This window comes from Sphingomonas sp. (assembly GCF_048595155.1).
Taxonomy (GTDB): domain Bacteria; phylum Pseudomonadota; class Alphaproteobacteria; order Sphingomonadales; family Sphingomonadaceae; genus Sphingomonas_I.
This window is the reverse complement of sequence record NZ_JBMDXN010000110.1, coordinates 26,179-46,180: the sequence shown is the minus strand read 5'-3', so window position 1 is coordinate 46,180 and position 20,002 is coordinate 26,179. Positions and strand designations below refer to the sequence as shown.

Here is a 20,002-nt window from a genome sequence, read left to right as displayed (position 1 = left end):
GCTGTTCAACCTTGTTAGCCGTCCAGCTATCAAAGAAGACGAGGGACGCGGCCACAGGAAGCAATGACCGGACTAGTTGAGCGCATCTGCACTGTCTCCCCCTCAAAATACCGTCGGCGCCGTCCGTGGCGGCTTACACCATCGAGCATAATTCCTGCAAAACCGCAGAATAATAATCGCTCATCGGTGCCTTGGGGGCCGCAGGCACATCGAGCAGGCGATTGGCAACCGCCATTGCGCCATCGGACAGTGCATAAGGTGCAACCTCCCCGGTAACGACGTTCACGGTTGCAGGTATCGGCGCGCCGCGGGACTGATAGGACCGCCAGAAACCGCTCAGTTCGCGGGCAGCATCCATCCGCCCGTCCATCATCAGGTAGAGCGGTACGCGGATCGCATCGAAACCGAACAGCGGTGGCCGGCCGAAAGCGGGTGTAAAATCATTGGGCGCTGCGACATCGACCCAATCGGTGGGCAGACGCAGCGGGCCGAAGCGGGCGCCGCGCAGCAAGGCCTCGCCCCCGGCGATGACCGGGCCCCACATCTTCGCGCCATCGACCTGCTGGAACAAGCTCAGCGCCGGCCAGATGTAATAAGACGGATTCAGTGTCAGCCGGCCGGGATTTTCGAAGCCGCTCGTCCCCGGCAGCAGGAACACATGGTCACCCATCGGGCGTACCATCAGATCATGGATCGATTTACGGATAGCGGCGGCGCGTGTCTTGTAGCGACGATCGCCCCACCGCGCGCCGGCACGCGTCAACGCCCATGCGATCAGGATGTCGCCATCGGTGGCATTGTTGCGGTCCGCCACCGGATCGGGATCGGTCGGCACATAACGCCAGGAGAAGAGCGCGTCTTCCGATCGGGCGAGCGTGCGTTCGGTCCAGCCATGGATGGCATCGAACGTCTCGCGATCGCCCGCAGCCTCGGCCAGCACCATCCCATAGCCCTGGCTTTCGGTATGGCTGATCCCGCCATTGCCGGTGTCGATCACCCGGCCATCCGGTTGGACGAAGGCGGCCTTGAATTGATCCCAGGACGCGCTCGGCCGCGGCGCAGCACCGATATTACGATCGATCCGTCGTTCGTGAGAGAAAGCGCCCGAACGCCCCATGACCACGGCAACGCCCAGCAGAACGATCAGCCCACGACGATCAAGGCCCGTAGACCAGCTCGATGTAGTCTTCTCCGCTTTGCCGGATCCACGTGCGGAGCGCCGCCCCTCCGCCGACCGATTGGAACCAATGATCATAGATACCTACAAGCAGGGTCGGCGCTATTTCGTTCCAAAGGCTTTCTATTTTCCCGTCCAGCGTAGCCGGCAGGCCACGATGCTTGATGCGTATGCCCTCGTCGCTGAACGAGAGTGTCACATGGCCCCATTGCAGCTCTGACCAGAAGGCGTTCATCGCCGTCACCAGCGCGACATCATCCTCCAGATCCGTCACCGGGTTTAAAGCGGCGATGCGCGCGCCCACCGCCCGGATGAAACCAAGGGTCTGCTCGTCGCTGGCGGACGCCCTAATCTCGGCAAGCACCTGGATCAGCAGCAGCGCGATGGATTGGCGGGACGCTTCGTTCGACACGGAAATTCACTCGTTGATAGGGTTGGGCATGGAAGGCGGGCTCATGGTCGGCTTCCCAGCGATTGTTTGATCCCGATCGACGCCCGCAATTCATTGTAGGCGCCGAACGTGTTCAAGTTCAGGTCGCCACCGATCTTCATGGAATTGTTGACGCTATAATAAGCCGAACCCTCCGCCGCGACCCCAAAGCCGCTTTGGCTCTCATCGTCGAACCGGGCGCGCACGTCGGCATTCCTGGCCTTCAGCGAGTCCAAGACCGATTGGCCGAAGCGATCGGTCGGATAGAGCGGCGATGCGCCTTGCTCATAGCTCTGGAAACCAGGCGTCACGCCGGCGGTAATATCGAACAACGGCCGCCGCAGCGCATAGCGTAGCGGGAAGCTCACGCTCATGAAGCTCTGCGGGCTGAAATAGCCGCCCTGGCCATAAGTGAAGAAGTTCTGGTTATCCTTATACTTCTGGTAATTGCCGTTGATACCGACCGTCAGCGACGATTCACGTCCCTGGATCAGCCGCAAATAGCCGCCGACGTTGAACTGAACGCCGTGATTGTCCGGCACGAGCGTGCCGTCATAATGATAATAGGATCCGTCGGCATAGGCACCCGTCCCGTCCTTGTCATACGACAAAGATGCACCGCCGCCGCTCTTCATCACGGCGCCCCAGAAGCCACCGGTGACGGGATCGATCGTGCCGGCATAGGCGATGACGCTATCGGTCACCGGGCGGCGATTGGCCCAGACCCGCGCGCTCACATGTTGCGACAATTGCGGCGTGACCTCGACGCCACCCGTCACGTGATGCTTATAAAATCCAAGCGGCGTGGTTCCGACGTCGACGCTCACCAGATCGCTCTTGTAGCCGGCTGACAGCGCAACGCCGGATTTATGCTGGCTCGTTGCCTGCGTCAGAACCGACGGCACCTGGGCGACGATCGCCTGCGCCTCCGCCGTCGGATTGTGGCCGAAACGCGCAAGACCGGAACCGGTCGGGCGGCCCGCGTCCAGCGCCAAGGCATGCGCGCTGGCAAATACCCGTCCGCCGGCCAAGCCGGTCGAGACCGTGGCGGTCGCGCCGACTTCCTTAAGCTGGCTCAGGCCCTTTTCGCCGGACCGCGACCTGAAGTCCGTCACCATCTCCGCACGCGGCTCCGAACCTTCCGCCAACGTCTGCATGTCCCGCTGGATGTTGCGGAGCACGGGATCGCCGATGGCGGTGCCCGGCCCGGCCTGCGCCGTGGCGCCGGACTGGAAGCCGCCCGGCTGGAACGTTCCAGGCGTCTGCGCCGCGGCACCGGAGGACGACGCGCCAAAAGTCGGAACTGCGTTCGCAGCCGGATAGGGTGCGCTGCCATTTGCCGCCATCTGGTTGCCCAGGGGTGCCTGCGCCGGCATGCCGGGCGGCGGCGCCGCCATCTGCAGTGCAGGCGCGATGTAAACCACATTGCTCCGGCCATTGCCCAAGGCAAACGGATTGACTGGCGCCGGGGCCGCCGCGGCCGCGAACGGATTGTTGGCGGTCCGTCCGGCGAACGGGTTCGCACTCCCGAAGCCGCCGGCGAGATTGCCGGATTGCGCCGTATAGAGAAGCTGCGCCTGCTTCAGATATTTCAGCGCGCTGCCCTTATGACCGCGCGCCTGTTCCAGCCGGGCGGCCGAGAGATAGACTTCATAATCGTTGGGATTGGCCTGCATTGCCGCCGCCAGGGTCTGCTCCGCGAGCGAATATTCGCCGGCCGCAGCTGCCGTATCGATCAACCCAAGGCGCGCCCCCCGGTTGGTCGGCTCGCTGGCAAGCACCATCTGGAATGTGCGCGCCGCCTGCGGCTGCATGCCCCCGCTCTGGTAGAGACGCCCCAGCGCAGCGAGGATATCGACATTGCCGGGCGCCGCGTTCCATGCATTCTGCAGCAGATCGAAGGCGGGCGCATATTGGGCCGCGAGCCGCAGCCGGTCGGCCTGCGCCGCGGCGAGCACGCCGTTCAGCCGGGCAACCGTGCGTTGCCCCTGAGGCGAGGCGCCCGCCAATTCGCTCGCCCGTTGAACCGCCGACAAGGCGAAGGAATCCTGGCCGGCTGCGGCAAGGATGCGAACGATGGGTTCATAGGCTTCGGCCGTATCGGGGCCCGCGGTGAGCGCCTGTTGCGCATATTGGGTGGCACTGGCTGGATCGCCAAGATCGTTGAAGGCGGACGCGACCGCCGCCAGCTTGGCAGCGCTGATCCCGGGCGTCGCCGCGATCTGGCGAAGCCCCTGCAAGGCTGCGGTCTGCTGCCCTTGCGCCGCCATCGCCCGGACACGGGCAATAGCGGCGTCCGTTTTCACGCCAAGCGCGAAATTGACCATCTCCGGCGTCCGCTGCTGCGGCGGAATGCGGCCGATCAGCGCGTCGGCCGTCGCGACCTGACCCAATTCGCTGCTGTAAAGCGCGCCTGCATATAGCCCTTCCGCGCTCGTGGCCTGGAACAGCGGCGCGGCAACCGTCGCGGCCTCCGTAGGCCGCTGCTGCTGGATCAGAAAACGCGCATAATCATAGCGGAGCCAAGGATCGCTGGGATCGAGCACCAGCGCACGCGTGAACAATTGCTGCGCCTCGGCCGCGCGGCCATCCGCGACGGCCTGGCGCGCCTGCGTGCGGGCGGCGCTGACCTGAAGGTTCCGGCTGGCCTGCTGCGTGAGCCCGCTTGCCTGTGCCGCCTTGCCGTAGAGCGCGGACGCCTCCTCATAGCGCCCCTGCCGTTCATAGATGCTGGCCAGCAATTGGTTCGCCGGCTCGCGATCCGTGAAATTGGATTTCGCCAGTTGCTCGGCGGTCGCCTGTGCCTGCGCAACACGGCCGGCCGCCAGATCCTCCCGCGCCTTTTGCAGATCGCCGTAGAAGCGGGCCGCGGCAAGCGCCTGGTTCCATCGATCGCCACGCCCCCCGCGCGAGGCACGCTCCAGCAGCGATCGCGCTTCGGCGAAGGATCCATTGCGCAGCCGTACGACGCCAAGGCCGCCCAGGGCGTCGGCATCATTGGGGGATCGCGCAACGATACGCTCGAATCGCCGCGCGGCTTCTTTCAGGTCGCCGCGATCAAGCGCGCCGAAGGCTGCCAGCCTTTCCTCCCCCAGCTGGTCCGCAGCGGAACGAACGGGGGCGGCCGGTCTCGCCGGCGCCGGCTTGGCCGCAGGTGCCGCGGTTCGCGTCGGCTGTGCGGGGGCAGGCGCGGCCGGCTTGGGCTTGGCAGGCGCAGGTGCGGCCGCCGTGGTTCCAGGATTGGCGGGGTTCATCCCCGCGCGCGCCGCCGCATTGCTGGGATCGATCGCCAGCACGCGTCGGAAGGCCTGATTGGCCAGGTCCTGCCGGCCCCTGCTCTTCCAGTAGCGGCCCTGCTCCAGCAAGGTGGCGATGGGCGATGCCTCGGCGGCAAGCACGGCAGTCGGGGCAACGGCAACGATCGCGGCTGAAAGCAAGGTCGCGCGAAAGAGTTTCTGTCTCATCATTTCTCTAGGGCCCGCAGGCGCTTGCGCTCTTGGCGCTTCAACATGTGATAGATCGGGATCGCGATCAGCATCGCCGCGAACACCCCGCCAAGGGCCAGCAGCAGCGGACGCCCGCTCAGCCAATAGGCGATCTTCATCCATAGCGGCAATGAGCCGGACCAATAGCCGTCGCCAACGGCGAAGCTTGCCATGCCGTCGCCGGTGGAGACGGAGATGTCGCCTTGCACCTGCGCGTTCATCTTCACGTCCGCGAGACCGGCGATCATCGTCGGAAGATTGGTCGGATCATCGGCCAGAACCGCGACCACGCTGCGGCCCCGATCGAACGGGGATTCAAACGAGATGATGCCCGTGAAGCTATTGGTATTGTAGATATAATCCCCCACTTTCTTGGGGGAATCGTGGCGATCCGGCGAGATGAAGTCGAACGCCTGATCGATGACGTTCCGTTCGGTGACTTGCAGCTTGCCCGCCTGGAACCGCACCGGCGCACCGGCGAACAAGTCGCCCGAGCCGGCGAGATCCGTACCGCCGATCAGCAGGATATGCTTGCCGTCCGCTCGCTGCCGATCGAACTGATGCATCACCGTCACTTGCGTCGCTGGAGAGCCGGTAGAATCCCCCAGTCGTCCGAGCAGTTCGAGGTAGGCCTGAATGGTCGACAGCGCCGGGTTAGCGCCGAGCACGACCGCCGTTTCGCCCAAATCCGGCCGAATGGTGAAGGGATAGCCGGCACTCGCAAAGGTGGCGAGGTTGGGCAGGCGGATCGCATGATAGCTGTTGCTCAGATCGATCGTGCTGTCGGGCAGGATTGCGACGCGCACATTGTCCGGGATGGTGCCCTCGCACTGCTTCTTGTCGGCGAGGATCAGGTTATAGTCGAAGACCAGCTGGTTCTGGCCGAACAGGATGTAGCTCGGCAGGGTCACGCTGGCGCGCGACGTGCGGGTTGCAGCGCCCTCGCCCTTGCCGAAATAGCGATCGAAATAGATCGACCACATGCTCTGACCCGACAGCGGCAGCGTGCGAAGATACTGGTTGTTCAGCGACAGATCGAGCCGCGATGCGCGCGTATCGAGCCAGGTTGCGGCGGGATAGCGATAGCGCAGGTTCATCGTCGCGCCCTGATGGGGCCAGAAGAACAGATCGGGCGCCACCCGGAAGGCCGCAGTCAGCGGTCCCGGCGGCAGGCCGAGGCCCTGCAGCGAGCGCGGATCGACGATTTCGCCCAGCTGGATCGGCCGGTCCGTACGCAGCCAGCGGGGCGCGCTGTAGCGCGGCATGATGGGAATGCGCGCGCTGGCGAGCGAGGCAAGCGCCCCACCGAGCAAGCCGCGGTTGAGCGAAATCGCCGCTGCTGCCTGCTTCAGATCATGCTCATCGCGTCCCATCACCAGCATCAGCGTGCCGTTGGGATCGCTCGGATTTGCGACCACCGCCACCGACGGGCCGGAGATGGAGCCGCCAAACGATCCGATCCGCCGCTGGTTGGTGACGAACACGATCGCATTGCCGCGCGGGAATGTGCCGACCGAGGTCGGGAAGGAGAAGCCGCGATAGGATGCGAGGCCGCCGAACCAGGAGGCCAGGCTGCCCGCGGCCTCCAGCTCCCCATTGGTGGGGGCGCCAGGGAAAACAAAAGGCAGGACAAGCGACGTCGTCATCGCCCGATCGAAGAAGGGCGCCGGCAGGCGGGCCAGGTTGGGGCCGATCGGGACCCGCTCTGTCGTGATGTCGAGGAAGGAGCGCGTATTGCTGATATTCGCCCAGAGCGAGGAGTGGAACGGATCCTCGCAGTCCCGCGCATAATGGCCGATGAAGCGCAGATTGAGCTGGTTTTCGCCCGACAGGAACAGGGCCGGATTGATCGGGATGGACAGGGTCGTGCGGTCCGTGCCACCCTGCTCCAGCCGTACAGTCTGCACGGTTTCGCCATTCACGATGACCACCAACTGGCTGAGATCCGCCAGCAAAGCGGGCGAATAGGCCATGTTGAGGGTCAAGGTTGCCTGCGTCACCACCTGATCCGGACGCATGCCGAACGGGATGCCATATTCCCCGCGCGTACCCGCCAGGCGGATCGGATATTTTACCTGCAGGTCGCGCAGCGTCATGCGCTGCCGCGCGCCGCCTGGTGCGGCCGGTGGCGCGGCATCGGCCGCCGCCGCCGCTGCAGCGGGCGCAGCCTTGGCCGGCTGAGAATGGGTCATGGTCGGCAGCAGCAGGAATGAGCCGATGATCGCACCCAGGATCGCGACGGCCTTGATGATCGAGGAGCCGGCCGGGGCCGCGGCGAGCGGATCCCGTGCGACCAGTTTGCGGTCTTTGCGCCGCTGCAATGCCGCGGTGACGATCGCGCGCAGCGTGACGATATCGATGCCAACGATGTCCCGCACCGAGCGGAGCGGAGAGACCGACGGATGCGGGCGTTCCGGTTGCCAGGCATCGGCGCGGCCCATCACCGAACGGATGAGCAGGCGGATCTGCTCGACGCCCAGCGGCTTGAAGCTGACGTTGGCGATGCTCTGCTCCATCTTGATCGTGTCGACCGGTACGGCGAACGTATCGTCGCCCATCGGCATGGAAATGTGCGTGACCACGCGCCCGCGAATGTTGAAATCCTCGTCAATCGCAGCGGAAAGTCCGCCCATCGAAATGTCGCGCGTCTGCCCTTCGATCACGTAACCGTCGTCGAAATAGAGCGTGATCGGCAATTCCACGGGAATGCGGATGTGATTGCGCACCTGCCGTTGCTCGCGTGCGACCGATACCGCCGCCAGCAGGATGATCAGGCTGAACGTCGCCCAGACCGTGTTCAGGATCAGCGTATCGAGATGCACGTCGAAGACATCGGGGAAGAAGCTCTTGCCGAAGGCGAAGGCGATGCCGAACATCATCAGCCCGATCGTGATCAGATGCGGTTTGACCGTGTGCAGATCGAAATAGGTCTTGGTGAGGATCCCCCCCTTGTCGGTCACGTTGAACTTGCCTTTGCGGGGATTGAACAGGGTGTAGATGGTCGGCTTGACCAGGTGAAAAGCGAGCAGCGTCTCGTAAATCTCGCCCCAGAACGGGCGACGATCCCCGCCCTGTGTGCGATCGCTGGACTGCATCGACAGGAAAAGATGGGGGAAAGCGTAAGCGAAAATCAGCCCGGCCGAGGCGTGAATGATGTTCGCGCCCGCGATCAGATAGGCCAGCGGGGAGGTCAGGAACACGATGCGCGGCAGCGGAAACTGAAAGTGCAGCATCGCATTGGCGTAGCAAAGCCGCTGCTGCCAGGTCAGACCACGGCCCAGTAGCGGGTTATCGATCCGCATGATCTGCGTCATTCCGCGCGCCCAGCGGATGCGCTGGCCGATATGCAGGACGAGCCTTTCCGTCGCCAATCCGGCCGAAAGCCGCGCGCCGATATAGGCGGTATTCCATCCCATACGCTGCAGCTTCAGCGCGGTATGGGCGTCTTCCGTGACGGTCTCGCCGGCGAAACCGTTCGTCTGCTCAAGCGCGGTGCGGCGGATGATGGCGCAGGATCCGCAAAAGAAGGTCGCGTTCCACAGATCATTGCCGTTCTGGACCGCGCCATAAAAAAGGTCGCCCTCGCCCGGCATGTCCTTGGCGGCTTCCAGGTTCCGCTGAACCGGATCGGGCGTGTAGAAATGGTGCGGCGTCTGCAGCAGCGCCAGCTTGGCATCCTTCTGGAACCAGCCTGCGGTAAATTGCAGGAAGGCACGCGTCGGCACGTGATCGCAATCGAAGATGGCGATCAGAGACCCTTCGGTCTGCTTCATCGCCGCGTTAAGATTGCCCGCTTTGGCATGGAGATTGTCCGCGCGGGTGAGGTAGCCGCACTTTACAGACCGCGCGAAGGCACGAAATTCGGGCCGGCGACCGTCGTCCAGGATGAACACCCGGAACTTATCGGCCGGATAATCCATGTCCATTGCCGCATAAACCGTGTTCCGGACGATATCGAGCGACTCGTTATAGGTCGGAATATAGACGTCGATCGTCGGCCATTCGTCAGGCTCGCCTTCAATCTCGACCGGAGGGCGGTCGAGCGGCCAGCTCGTCTGGAAGAAGCCGAGAATGAGGATCAGCCATGCATAGACTTCGGCGAGGTAAAGCCCGGTCCCGAGCAACGCCTCCGGCAGCGAATTGAACGACAGCGTCTCGGTCGTCCGCCAATACATGTAACGCGTCGAGACAATGCCTGACAGCACGGCAATGACGAGCGACGATCGGCGCGAACGGTCGCGGCCGATCAGGACCGCGCCGACGATCGTGGAGATGGCGAACGCCCATTGCGCGCGCAGGTCCAGCGGCACGGTGATCACAAGCCACACGGCCATGAGGACGCCGATCCCGACGAAGACGTTGGCGATCATGCCGAGGATCGAGCGCCGCCGCAGGACGGCTGCCTGCGTCATGCTCCGGCTCTCAGCGTATCGTCCTGCTCCGTCGCAAGCCCGCAGCGGACCAGAACCGCGTCGGCCAGCACGGCCAGGTCCGGAATAAGCACGCTGGTTGGTGCATATTTCGTGAGCGGCTCAAACATTGCCAGCGTCTCGTTCAACGCTTCGTCGCGGCGGACCGAACCAATCAGCTGCTCACCGAACATCGCGCGTACGAAGGCATGGCTATCGCCGGACAATCGTTGGCGATCATCGACCTGATTCATGATGAACACCGTTTTCTCGAGGCCGATCGCGGGGTGATCCTGATCAACCTTGGTCAAGGCCGCCAAAGATGGTGCGCGGGGAAGAAGTGCACAGATATGGAGGGTGGCATGCGGCATCAGGATCGCTTTAAGATCGCGATCTCCTGAAGGAATGTCGGCAATGTAAAGCCTATTCGAATCCGAAAAGGCGCGACCGGATTGCAGATCGCGCCGAATAGCGGGGTCCTGTGCGGCCTGATAGCCTTGCAACAACTCGACGCCAGCGGCCAACAAGGGCTCGGCGTGGCGATCTCCCAAGGTGCTGAGCTCTTGTCCCGGCTGGATGCCGAAATAGAGCTTCATGTCATCTTGGAACGTGAAGTCGATCAGCGTGACATCAAGTCCGCGCTCAGCGAACTGGGCGGCGAGATAGGCACTGAGAAAGGTCGTTCCGACCCCGCCCTTGGGCGAATGGGAGATAATGAGCGTCACGCACCATGCCCCGACAATCCCGCCAGGAAATCCCGAACGTTGACCGTACCTTGCGGCGCGGGAGGCGCCTCAGCCCGCTTTTCATAGGCTTCGAAAATGCGGCTCCGTTCCGGCGAGGATTTCGCGGCGGGCCGCTGGCTAACATCAGCGGGCTCCGTAGGCGCGCGCAGGACCGCCCGGCCCAGCACTCGCGGGTCCCGCAACAGCGCCTGGAAAAGCGGCCAAGGCTCGATCGTCAGGAAAGGATCTGAAAAATCCCGATACTGAAAATCGTCGAGGTTGAGCCTTTTAAGAAGGCTTCTGGCGTCTTGGCGCACGACACACTCCAGGAAGTTCGAATTTCACACCGAAAGGGATCAATTTCCAGCGCTCATAGCGGACTTACGTCAAATGTCGACCAAGCGCACAAGGTGCCGCCCCATCGTTAGATTGCCCAGCCAGCCCTCGCTAAGCGCAACTACGCACCTGTCGAGGGCGGAAGCCGCTCTCACGAAGACGATGAGCCCACCCACTTAACGTCAACCGATAAAACCTTGCTATTACGTTGTAAATCTCGGACCGCGTAGTAGCAGCATCGGACAGTCATATTCCCCCTCCTGTTACCCATCTGCATCACATTGCTTGGTCGCGAGTGTCGAGGAAGGTGAAATCAAGATCAATCATTCATCGCGGCCGAATTCCGCCTCGCGGCGACTGACGGAAGGTCCCAATTTATATCCGTTTTGGATGTAATATTGGATATGTTACGCGGGGATGCGCGGAAGTCTGATGCCGTACCGAACCCTTACGCGCCAATGTGCCGTCGCTCATAGGATCGAAGGAACGGCTGCTGGCGTGAGCGGTTTGTGGTTCGATTTCCAACGAAAGGTCTCGATCCATGTCGTCCCGCCCGCCTGAAGATGATCCTATTGCCGCGCGCGACGAGGATCCGCTGAACGAGAATGACAATGATGAGCAGCGGGACGACGATCAGGCGCAGGACGTAGCGGATGATGCAATGGCGCTGGCCCGTGATCCTTTTGTGGAGAGCGACCATGGCGGCGCCAGCAATCCCGCGGCGGTGATGCCGGACGACGTGCCGGATCTGATCGACACGATGAACCAGATGGTCAGCAGTGGCCGGATCGACAACGGCGCCTATCAGGGCGAACCGATGATGGATGACGAGGAAGACCGGCTCGGCCAGACGGACAGCGACGACGATAACGACTAAACCCGCCTCTTCCCACATTAGAGCAATTGCGATCCCGTAGCGACCGGCGCCCGCCGGCTCCGCGACGGGATGGCTCGCCACAGCCCGCCGCAAAGCATCTGGACGCCGCTGCCGGCCGGTCTATGGGCGCTACAGCTGTAACACTGCTGTGCGTGCGCGTGACTTCGTCACTGTGGGGAGAACCGACATGAGCATCTGGACACCGCGTATCCTGAGCGTGCTGCGTATCATCACGGCGCTGCTGTTCATGGAGCATGGGCTGATGAAGCTGCTTCATTTCCCGGCCGCGCAACCGGGCGTGCCTGATCCTCTGCCAACGATTCTGCTGGTCGCTGGCGCCATTGAGGTAGCCGGCGGGGCGCTGATCGCGCTGGGCCTGTTCACGCGCGTGGCGGCCTTCATCTGCTCGGGCCAGATGGCCTTCGCCTACTTCATCGCTCACTTTCCGCAGAACTCATGGCCCGGCCTGAACGGCGGCGACGCAGCGATCCTGTTCTGTTTCATCTTCCTGTACCTCGCCTTCGCCGGCGGCGGGGAATGGAGCCTCGATGCAGCACGGGCCAAAAGCGAGACGCGCGGCTGAACGCGCCATCTGGCGGCGCTCACAAGCTTCGTCATGCTCGTACCAAGGCGGGCGGCACGCGAAGTTCGCCTCCCGTTCTTTTGCCGCTTCCTCGGTGGACGACGCGGGAACCTCCCCCTCCTTCCCGCGCTCTTGCCGGCGAAGGAGACATGGCATGGCGAATTTACTGGGCGCACTGATTGGTGCGGCGATCGACCGGCAGGACGGCGATAGCGGAATCAAGGGGGCCATCATCGGCACGGTCGCCGAAAGCGCGATCCGCGCGGTCGTGCCGTTGGTGGCGACCTTCGCGATTGGGTGGGCGGTGCAATATGGCATCCGCAAGGGCTTCCAGGCGATTTCCGGGCAAGATCCGGTGGGCAGCGACGGCCGATTGCAGAGTTCGTAAGGACAATTTGAATACCGGTCGGGACGGCACCTGAATGCGGTCCCGACCTTTCCGCCCTGCCCTTTTGGGACGGATTGAGCGCCCCTGCGTCGTCCTGGTTTGAAAAATGTTGGCGCCGGTGCCGACGGCTCCCTACCATTCGCCCCGAAGTGGCGGAAGGACAGGCATGGCGGAGATGGATGCGCACGGCGGCGGATTGCGGCGGCGTAGTTTTCTGGCTGGGAGCGGCGGGATCGGGCTGGCGGCATCGATCGGTGCCGGGCCTGCGCAGCTGCTGGCGGCCGCTGCGAAGGACGCGTCGCCTTTGCCGCCGGCTGGTCTAGGCGATCCGTCGCGGCAATTGCTGGACACGGGCTGGCGTTTCCATCGCGGCGACATCGTGCCGACGCCGCCCCGCACCCATGACGAAACCTATCAAAGCACCAAGGCCGGCGCGGCACAGGGTGCGGCGGCGATCAAATATGACGATAGCGGCTGGCCGGTGCTGGATCTGCCGCACGACTTCGTGGTCGAGGGGCCGTTCCTGGAGAGCGAGAATGTCAGCCAGGGCTATCGACCGAAGGGGATCGGCTGGTACCGCCATAGTTTCACGCTGAGCGAAGCCGAACGCGACCAATATCTGGAGCTGCAGTTCGACGGCATCGCCACCAACGCTACGATCTGGTTCAACGGCAATGTCGTGGCGCATGTGTGGAGCGCCTATAACAGCGTCTATATCGACATCACCGCCTTCGCGCGCTTCGGCGCGGAGCCGAATGTTATCGCGGTGCGCGCGGATTCCTCGCCGCTGCAAGGCTGGTGGTATGAGGGCGGCGGCATTTATCGCCATGTGTGGCTGGCGAAGCGGCCGGCCGTGCATATCGCGACCGATGGCGTCTATGCGCATCCACGCCCGGCAGACGCAGGTACCGCCGGCGGGCGTTGGACGATCCCGGTCGAGGCGACGATCGCCAATATCGGCCGCGACACCGCCGACGCGGTCGTGCGCGCCGTGCTGATCGATCCGGACGGGAAAGCGCTGGCGCAGGCGCAGGCGGCGCCGATCAAGGTGCCGCCGCTGGAGCGTGGCATCGCCCGCGCGGAGATCACCGTCGACGCGCCGAAACTATGGTCGGTCGAGACGCCGACACTCTACCGCGTGCGCACCAGCGTGATGGTGGGGGGTCGCGAGCTGCATGCGGTGGAGACGCCGGCGGGCTTCCGCACCCAGCATTTCGATCCGGCCCGCGGCTTTTTCCTGAACGGCCGATCGGTGAAGCTGAAGGGCGTGTGCATCCATCAGGATCATGCCGGGCTGGGCGTCGCGCTGCCGGATTCGATCATCGATTATCGCCTGCGCCGGCTGAAGGATCTCGGCTGCAACGCGATCCGCATGTCGCACAATGCGCCGACGCGCGAACTGCTGGACGCGGCCGACCGGCTGGGCTTCCTGATCATGGACGAGAACCGGCTGTTCAACAGCAGCCCGGATTATATGGCGATGCTGCAATGGATGGTGCGGCGCGACCGCAACCATCCCAGCATCATCCTTTGGTCCGTGTTCAACGAGGAGCCGCTGCAGGGCACGCGCGAAGGCTATGAGATGGTGCGGCGGATGGCGGCGGCGGTGAAGGCGCTGGACGATACAAGGCCGGTCACCGCGGCGATGAACAACGGCATGTTCGAGCCCGCCAATGTGTCGCAGGCCGTCGATGTGGTCGGCTTCAACTATCAGATCGACCAGTATGACAAATATCATGCGGCCTTTCCCGACAAGCCGCTGACCAGCTCGGAAGATACGTCGGCCGTTATGACGCGCGGCGAATATACGTCCGACCGCACCGGCGCACATGTGCTCGCCTCCTATGATGAGGAAGCCCAGCCCTGGGGGGCGACCCACCGCGCGGCTTGGAAGGCGATTGCAACGCGGCCGTTCGTCGCAGGCGCGTTCGTGTGGACTGGCTTCGATTACCGAGGTGAACCGCAGCCGTTCGAGTGGCCGACGGCAGCCTCGTCCTTCGGCATCATGGATCTATGCGGCTTCCCCAAGGCGGCTTTCTTCATCCACCAGGCGCAATGGGTGGAGGACCGTCCGATCCTGCACCTGATCCCCCATTGGAACTGGGCCGGCCGCGAGGGCCAGCCGATCCGCGTGATGGCGATGTCCAATGCCGAGAGTGTCGCACTGACGCTCAATGGCCGCCTGATCGGTGAACAAAAGGTCGATCCGTATGAGATGAACGAATGGCGCGTGCCCTATGCGCCTGGCCGACTGGAGGCCGTGGCGAAGCGTGACGGTCGGATCGTGGCGCGCGCGTCGGTAGAGACGACAGGCGCACCCGCCGCCCTGCGGCTGACGCCGGATCGCATGGTGCTGACGGCGGACGGGCGCGACGCGACAGCGGTGACCGTAGAGGCATTGGATGCGCGCAAGCGGCCGATCGCGACCGCCAATCTGGACGTCGCCTTCGACGTTGCCGGGGGGCGGATCATCGGCCTGGGCAATGGCGATGCCAACAGCCACGAGCCGGAGAAAGGGCGCCAACGGCGGCTGTATAATGGGCTGGCGCAGGTGATCGTGCAGTCGGATGCAGGGCGCTCGGGCGCGCTGACGCTGCGAGCCACCGCCGCCGGCCTGAAGCCCGGGCTAGCGCGGATCGCGGTTCAGTCCGCGTAACGCCAGACCTCTGGAAAGATGAACCGGCAGTCGATCGGCGATCTTACGCTCAACGTCGTGCAGCGTGGTCCTGCCGCCGGGCCGCGAATCCTGTTGCTGCACGGCTTCCCCGAAAGCCATGCCGCCTGGGCGGAAGTGGCCGATCGTCTGGCGGCCCGCGGGCGGCGCGTGATCACGCCCGATCTGCGCGGCTACGGCGCCAGCGATGCACCGCAGGGGATTGCCGCTTACGCGCTCGATCGTCTGGCGCAGGACATCGTCGCGCTGGCGGATGCGAACGGCGTCGCCCGGTTCGATCTGGTCGGGCACGATTGGGGCGGGATCGTCGCCTGGGCCGTGGCGGGCCGAGCGCCCGATCGGGTGCGCAGGCTGGTGGCGATGGCGGCACCGCATCCCGATGTGATGGGCCCGGCAATGCGGCGGCATCCACGGCAAATAGTGCGCAGCCTGTATATCGGCTTCTTCCAGCTGCCGTGGTTGCCGGAAGCCTTGCTGCGCGCACGCGACTATCGGCTGCTCCGGCGGTCGCTTGCCAAGACGTCGCGGCCGGGCACGTTCGACGCCGTCAAACTTGCCACTTATGTACAAAGCTGGCGCGGGCGGCTGACGACGATGCTGAACTATTATCGTGCGCTGCGGGTGCGACGCGCACCGATCGGCCGGATCGCCATGCCGAGCCTGATCCTGTGGGGCGCCGGCGATCGCTTCCTGAGCGTGGAGCTCGCGAGGGCTTCGGCGGCGATGTGCGACGATGCGCGCTTGATGGTGCGCGACGATGCGACCCACTGGCTGCATCATGAGGAACCCGCCTGGGTGGCGGAGACGATTGCGGGGTTTTGCGAGGACGGTGCCCGCCCTACGGCAGCTGCATGACGCCGCACATTTTGGTCGATGCCGACGTGCCAGTTGACCACCTAAGCCGCGCTTCCGGCTCCGGCTGTCCGAGCTACGGCTTGTGCTTCACGCCGGGCGTCAGCACGTAGAAGGTGTTGTGCTGGAGAGAGGCGGACGGTCGCATGTAGCCGCCGGGTCCTTTGGAGCCCTGCGTGCGCCAGCAGACCACGTTCGGAATTATGGCGTCAGCCGGAGGCGCAATCTCGGTCGCTGCGAGCTTGGCGTTCTCAACGTGCTTGCGATAGTCCTCGAAGCCAGGGTGCTTTGGGTTGTTAGCGATCTCCATAATATGGGTGACGTTCTTCATGAACTCCGCGTTCAGCTTAGGGTAGGCGGCGAACTCCCCGAACTGTCCACCGATGCGCAAAAGGTCGAGCGCGGTGTGGACCGCGTTGCCTCCGAAATAGGCCTTGTTCTTGAGCCGGTTCGCGAACACCTGCCGCATCAGCCGCATAGCCTTAAGCGAGTCCGCCTCGACGTAGCCGTCCATGCCCGGCGTCAGCGTCTCGTGCAGCATGACGCGTTCAAACAGACCAGCGTCCGAGCCTATGTCGTCGAGTTCAATTCGATCCACGAGAAGGCTCCTTTCGCAGCACCACCGCCTCGCCGTAGCGCTTGCACTGGTTGATGATCTGGTTTGCGTGCAACCGAGTCTCCAACGTCGTGCTGGTGCCGATCTGCGCCCGCGTGTCCACGAGGCCGTTGCGCAGGTCGATGCGACCAGCGCCTGACCGCATGTCGGGCGTCATCTGATTATACCTGCTCGCACCATAACCCTGGATGATTTCACCCTCCTCCCAGTAGACGTAAGCGATCCTATAGGGCGACACGGGGTCGGCTTCCTTGACGACGACGCAGAAGTGACCGACCGGCGCCTTCTCGTTCTCGTTGACGATGCGCTGCAACTCGGTCCGCCAGCCGCCAAAACCGGTCACCGCATCGGGCTTGGTCCAGCCCGCCGAGGCAGCGTGGGCGCAGGAAGCGAGCAACACGGCCGCCAGCATGATCTGCTTCATTTTACCTTCTCCTTGCCTGCCTCAAACGCGATCCCGGCCTCTTGCCCCTTCTTGTGATAATAGTCTGTCCTGCCGCGCTAAGGGAGTCGTGGTTCTTTCACTCTGGCGTTGGCAGGGAGACAGTTCGACACATCAACCGGCAAGCGATCATGATCTCGCGTCAAACGTCGCGGAGCGTTCCCCCTGTCGCCGGAGGCCAGACGCCATTGCGGGGTTTTGCGGCGACGGCGACGCCCCTACAGCGGACGCATGACGCCGCATATATTGGTCGATGCCGACGCCTGCCCGGTCAAGGATGAGATTTACCAGGTCGCTTACCGGACCGGCGTGGCGGTCGTGATCGTGTCCAACAGCCATTTGCGCGTGCCGGATCATCCGCTAATCCGCCGCGTGGTCGTGAGCGACGGCTTCGACGCGGCGGACGACTGGATCGCGGCGGCGGCGGACAGGGCCGCGATCGTGGTGACGGCGGACATCCTGTTGGCCGATCGCTGCATCAAGGCCGGCGCGACGGTGATCGCGCCCAATGGCAAGCCCTTCACCGCAAGCGGGATCGGCGCCGCGGTGGCGACGCGCGCGATCATGGCGGATCTGCGCGCCGGCGGCGAACAACTGGGTGGCCCCGCGCCCTTCGCCAAAACGGATCGATCGCGCTTCCTGCAGGCGCTGGATACCGCCATCGTGCGGCTGAAGCGCGCGGGCCAAGTCTGAGCGCAGGACCCGACCTGTTCGCACATGCAGCACTACCGCTGAGAGGCAAGTCGTGATAGGCGCGGGCCATGCTTAACCTGAATGGTATCACGGTGCGTCTGGGCGGACGTACGATCCTCGATCGCGCAAGCGCGACGCTGCCTGCGCGTAGCCGCGTCGGCCTGATCGGGCGCAACGGCGCCGGCAAGTCCACACTGATGAAGGCGATCATCGGCCAGATCGATCCGGACGATGGCGCGGTCGAGATGCCGCGCGGCACCCGCATCGGCTATATCGCGCAGGAAGCGCCGAGCGGCACGTCGACGCCGATCGAGACGGTGCTGGCAGCGGATACCGAACGTGCGGCGCTGCTCGCCGAAAGCGAGACCTGTTACGAGGATGCCGACCGGCTGGGCGAGGTGCATGAGCGGCTGATCGCGATCGACGCCTATGGCGCGCCGTCGCGGGCGGCCCGCATCCTGGTCGGTCTCGGCTTCGACGATGAGATGCAGCAGCGGCCGCTCGACAGCTATTCGGGCGGCTGGAAGATGCGCGTCGCGCTCGCCGCTTTGCTCTTGTCCGAGCCGGATCTGCTGCTGCTGGACGAACCGTCCAACCATCTCGATCTGGAAGCTACCTTGTGGCTGGAGAATTTCCTCAAGGCCTATCCGGCGATGATCGTCGTGATCAGCCATGAGCGCGATCTGCTCAACAAGGTGGTCGACAATATCCTCCATCTGGAGGGCGGAAAGATCACGCTTTACGCGGGCGGCTACGATTCCTTCGAGCGCCAGCGCGCCGAGCGTGCGGCGCAGCTGGCGGCGGCCAAGGCCAATCAGGATGCGCAGCGCGCGAAGCTGCAGGATTTCATCGCCCGCAACAGCGCCCGTGCGTCGACCGCCAAGCAGGCGCAGTCGCGGGTCAAGGCGCTCGCCAAGATGCAGCCGATCGCGGCGATGGCCGAAGACCCGACCTTGTCCTTCGACTTCCCCGATCCGGACGAGCTGCGCCCGCCGCTGATCACGCTCGATCTGGCGAGCGTCGGCTATGCCGGCACACCGATCCTGCAGCGGCTGAACCTGCGGATCGACCCGGACGATCGCGTCGCCCTGCTCGGCCGCAACGGCAACGGCAAGACCACGCTTGCCCGCCTGTTGGCGGCGCAGCTCACGCCGATGGACGGGGAGATGAACGCCACCGGCAAGATGCGGGTCGGCTATTTCACCCAATATCAGGTGGAGGAACTCGACAGCGACGACACGCCGCTGGAGCATATGACGCGGGTGATGCCCGGCAAGTCGCCGGCAGCCGTCCGCGCGCAGCTCGGCCGCTTCGGCTTTTCGGGTGATCGTGCGACCGGCAAGGTCGGCAAGATGTCCGGCGGCGAGAAAGCGCGACTGGCGCTGGCGCTGATCACGCGGGATGCCCCGCACCTGCTGATCCTCGACGAACCGACCAACCACCTCGACGTCTATGCGCGCGAGGCGTTGGTGCAGGCGCTCAACAGTTATTCGGGCGCGGTGTTGCTGGTCAGCCACGATCGGCACATGCTGGAGCTGACGGCCGACCGGCTGGTGCTGGTCGACAACGGCACCGCCCAGGAATTCGCCGGCAGCCTGGACGATTATACCGATCTGATCCTGGGCCGGAACCAGCCCAAGAAGGACGGCGGCAAGTTCAACAAGAAGGACAAGAAGGCCGCCGCTGCCGAGCGCGAGGCCGCCGCGGCGCTGCGCAAGCAAGTGCAGGAACATGAAGCGGCCGTCGCCAAGCTGACCGCCGACAAGAGCGCGATCGACCTTGCGATGTTCGACCCCAAGCAAGCCGAGCCCAACTTGGCCAAGCTGGCGATGGGCGATCTGATGAAGCGGCGTGCCGATGTGGCAGCGGCCCTGGAAGCCGCCGAAGCCAAGTGGATGGAAGCCAGCGAAAAGCTGGAAACAGCCGCCTGAACCTCTCCTCCCCGAGCTTGCTCGGGGAGGGGGACCGCGCCGCAGGCGTGGTGGAGGGGAAAATCGACCGATCTCTCCGGGCGGAACATCCCCCTCCACCCCCGCTTCGCGGCGGTCCCCCTCCCCGGCAAAGGCCGGGGAGGAGATATTCCGGGGAGGAGATATTAGTGCAGTTTCGCGATGCTCAGGCCGTCCGCCTTGGCGCGCTCCTTCACCGATTCCTCGCTGCGGGTCAGTGCCTTGGCGATTGCCTTGAGAGCCATGCCTTTCTTGGCGAGCATATGCAGCTTCTGGATCTCGTCCTGCCGCCACGGCTGACGATGCCGTTCGAACTTTTCGGCCATAGTCTATCCCTTCATCGCGCCGGCCGCCTGCTTGGCACAA

The 20,002-nt window shown here is 64.1% G+C and carries 15 protein-coding genes; 7 read left to right on the top strand and 8 right to left on the bottom strand.

Annotated features, from left to right (window positions below):
- Nucleotides 1-133 precede the first annotated feature (133 nt).
- Genes ACOJSI_RS17610 through ACOJSI_RS17590 form a run of 5 tightly spaced genes read right to left on the bottom strand, consistent with a single transcriptional unit; the run spans nt 134 to nt 10,226 of the window.
- The gene (locus ACOJSI_RS17610) at nt 134-1,117 is read right to left on the bottom strand and encodes a glycosyl hydrolase family 8 (RefSeq protein WP_420139615.1); all 984 of its coding nucleotides are present in this window, start codon (nt 1,115-1,117) and stop codon (nt 134-136) included.
- A 40-nt stretch (nt 1,118-1,157) separates the two neighbouring features.
- Nucleotides 1,158-1,589, bottom strand: a complete 432-nt coding sequence (bcsD, locus tag ACOJSI_RS17605) for a cellulose biosynthesis protein BcsD (protein WP_420139614.1) — start codon at nt 1,587-1,589, stop codon at nt 1,158-1,160.
- Between the two features lie 41 nt (nt 1,590-1,630).
- Entirely contained in the window at nt 1,631-5,071 is a 3,441-nt protein-coding gene (locus ACOJSI_RS17600; RefSeq protein WP_420139613.1) for a cellulose synthase subunit BcsC-related outer membrane protein, read from the bottom strand.
- Nucleotides 5,071-9,462, bottom strand: a complete 4,392-nt coding sequence (gene bcsA, locus ACOJSI_RS17595) for a UDP-forming cellulose synthase catalytic subunit (RefSeq protein WP_420139658.1) — start codon at nt 9,460-9,462, stop codon at nt 5,071-5,073. The genes ACOJSI_RS17600 and bcsA overlap by 1 nt, the downstream gene beginning before the upstream one ends.
- Before the next feature lie 38 nt (nt 9,463-9,500).
- Nucleotides 9,501-10,226: a cellulose synthase operon protein YhjQ/BcsQ gene (locus ACOJSI_RS17590; RefSeq protein WP_420139612.1), complete on the bottom strand. Its 726-nt coding sequence runs from the start codon at nt 10,224-10,226 to the stop codon at nt 9,501-9,503.
- 877 nt (nt 10,227-11,103) lie between these two features.
- On the opposite strand from ACOJSI_RS17590, the gene ACOJSI_RS17585 reads away from it, so the two are divergent.
- The 5 genes from ACOJSI_RS17585 (at nt 11,104) to ACOJSI_RS17565 (ending at nt 15,939) form a co-directional block, all read left to right on the top strand.
- Nucleotides 11,104-11,439: a hypothetical protein gene (locus ACOJSI_RS17585; RefSeq protein ID WP_420139611.1), complete on the top strand. Its 336-nt coding sequence runs from the start codon at nt 11,104-11,106 to the stop codon at nt 11,437-11,439.
- A gap of 187 nt (nt 11,440-11,626) precedes the next feature.
- Complete coding sequence (locus ACOJSI_RS17580; protein ID WP_420139610.1) at nt 11,627-12,022, top strand: DoxX family protein; 396 nt, start codon at nt 11,627-11,629, stop codon at nt 12,020-12,022.
- A 154-nt stretch (nt 12,023-12,176) separates the two neighbouring features.
- On the top strand, nt 12,177-12,410 hold the full coding sequence (locus ACOJSI_RS17575) for a hypothetical protein (protein WP_420139609.1): 234 nt from the start codon (nt 12,177-12,179) through the stop codon (nt 12,408-12,410).
- Between the two features lie 166 nt (nt 12,411-12,576).
- Nucleotides 12,577-15,066, top strand: coding sequence for a beta-galactosidase GalA (galA, locus tag ACOJSI_RS17570; protein ID WP_420139608.1), 2,490 nt, complete (start codon nt 12,577-12,579; stop codon nt 15,064-15,066).
- 18 nt (nt 15,067-15,084) lie between these two features.
- The gene (locus ACOJSI_RS17565) at nt 15,085-15,939 is read left to right on the top strand and encodes an alpha/beta fold hydrolase (protein ID WP_420139607.1); all 855 of its coding nucleotides are present in this window, start codon (nt 15,085-15,087) and stop codon (nt 15,937-15,939) included.
- Between the two features lie 73 nt (nt 15,940-16,012).
- Here the strand turns inward: ACOJSI_RS17565 and ACOJSI_RS17560 are convergent, their stop codons facing one another.
- On the bottom strand, nt 16,013-16,534 hold the full coding sequence (locus ACOJSI_RS17560; protein ID WP_420139606.1) for a hypothetical protein: 522 nt from the start codon (nt 16,532-16,534) through the stop codon (nt 16,013-16,015).
- Nucleotides 16,521-16,976, bottom strand: coding sequence for a hypothetical protein (locus tag ACOJSI_RS17555; protein ID WP_420139605.1), 456 nt, complete (start codon nt 16,974-16,976; stop codon nt 16,521-16,523). Before ACOJSI_RS17555 ends, ACOJSI_RS17560 begins: the two co-directional genes overlap by 14 nt.
- A 249-nt stretch (nt 16,977-17,225) precedes the next feature.
- Here ACOJSI_RS17555 and ACOJSI_RS17550 point away from each other — a divergent pair, with 249 nt between their 5' ends.
- Nucleotides 17,226-17,687 (top strand): YaiI/YqxD family protein, encoded by a 462-nt coding sequence (locus tag ACOJSI_RS17550; RefSeq protein ID WP_420139604.1) that lies wholly within the window; start codon nt 17,226-17,228, stop codon nt 17,685-17,687.
- 68 nt (nt 17,688-17,755) lie between these two features.
- Nucleotides 17,756-19,618, top strand: coding sequence for an ABC-F family ATP-binding cassette domain-containing protein (locus tag ACOJSI_RS17545; protein WP_420139603.1), 1,863 nt, complete (start codon nt 17,756-17,758; stop codon nt 19,616-19,618).
- A 164-nt stretch (nt 19,619-19,782) separates the two neighbouring features.
- On the opposite strand, the gene ACOJSI_RS17540 is transcribed toward ACOJSI_RS17545, so the two are convergent.
- A complete protein-coding gene (locus ACOJSI_RS17540; protein ID WP_420139602.1) occupies nt 19,783-19,962 on the bottom strand; it encodes a hypothetical protein in 180 nt (59 codons plus the stop codon).
- Nucleotides 19,963-20,002 lie beyond the last annotated feature (40 nt).

What these genes read in the sequence shown, in the direction of transcription:
- ACOJSI_RS17555 (WP_420139605.1), bottom strand. Translation starts at nt 16,976, where the DNA reads ATGAAGCAGATCATGCTGGCGGCCGTGTTGCTCGCTTCCTGCGCCCAC.
- ACOJSI_RS17565 (WP_420139607.1), top strand. Translation starts at nt 15,085, where the DNA reads ATGAACCGGCAGTCGATCGGCGATCTTACGCTCAACGTCGTGCAGCGT.
- galA (WP_420139608.1), top strand. Translation starts at nt 12,577, where the DNA reads ATGGCGGAGATGGATGCGCACGGCGGCGGATTGCGGCGGCGTAGTTTT.
- ACOJSI_RS17585 (WP_420139611.1), top strand. Translation starts at nt 11,104, where the DNA reads ATGTCGTCCCGCCCGCCTGAAGATGATCCTATTGCCGCGCGCGACGAG.
- ACOJSI_RS17610 (WP_420139615.1), bottom strand. Translation starts at nt 1,117, where the DNA reads ATGGGGCGTTCGGGCGCTTTCTCTCACGAACGACGGATCGATCGTAAT.
- bcsA (WP_420139658.1), bottom strand. Translation starts at nt 9,462, where the DNA reads ATGATCGCCAACGTCTTCGTCGGGATCGGCGTCCTCATGGCCGTGTGG.
- ACOJSI_RS17545 (WP_420139603.1), top strand. Translation starts at nt 17,756, where the DNA reads ATGCTTAACCTGAATGGTATCACGGTGCGTCTGGGCGGACGTACGATC.
- ACOJSI_RS17550 (WP_420139604.1), top strand. Translation starts at nt 17,226, where the DNA reads ATGACGCCGCATATATTGGTCGATGCCGACGCCTGCCCGGTCAAGGAT.
- ACOJSI_RS17580 (WP_420139610.1), top strand. Translation starts at nt 11,627, where the DNA reads ATGAGCATCTGGACACCGCGTATCCTGAGCGTGCTGCGTATCATCACG.
- ACOJSI_RS17600 (WP_420139613.1), bottom strand. Translation starts at nt 5,071, where the DNA reads ATGAGACAGAAACTCTTTCGCGCGACCTTGCTTTCAGCCGCGATCGTT.
- ACOJSI_RS17540 (WP_420139602.1), bottom strand. Translation starts at nt 19,962, where the DNA reads ATGGCCGAAAAGTTCGAACGGCATCGTCAGCCGTGGCGGCAGGACGAG.
- ACOJSI_RS17575 (WP_420139609.1), top strand. Translation starts at nt 12,177, where the DNA reads ATGGCGAATTTACTGGGCGCACTGATTGGTGCGGCGATCGACCGGCAG.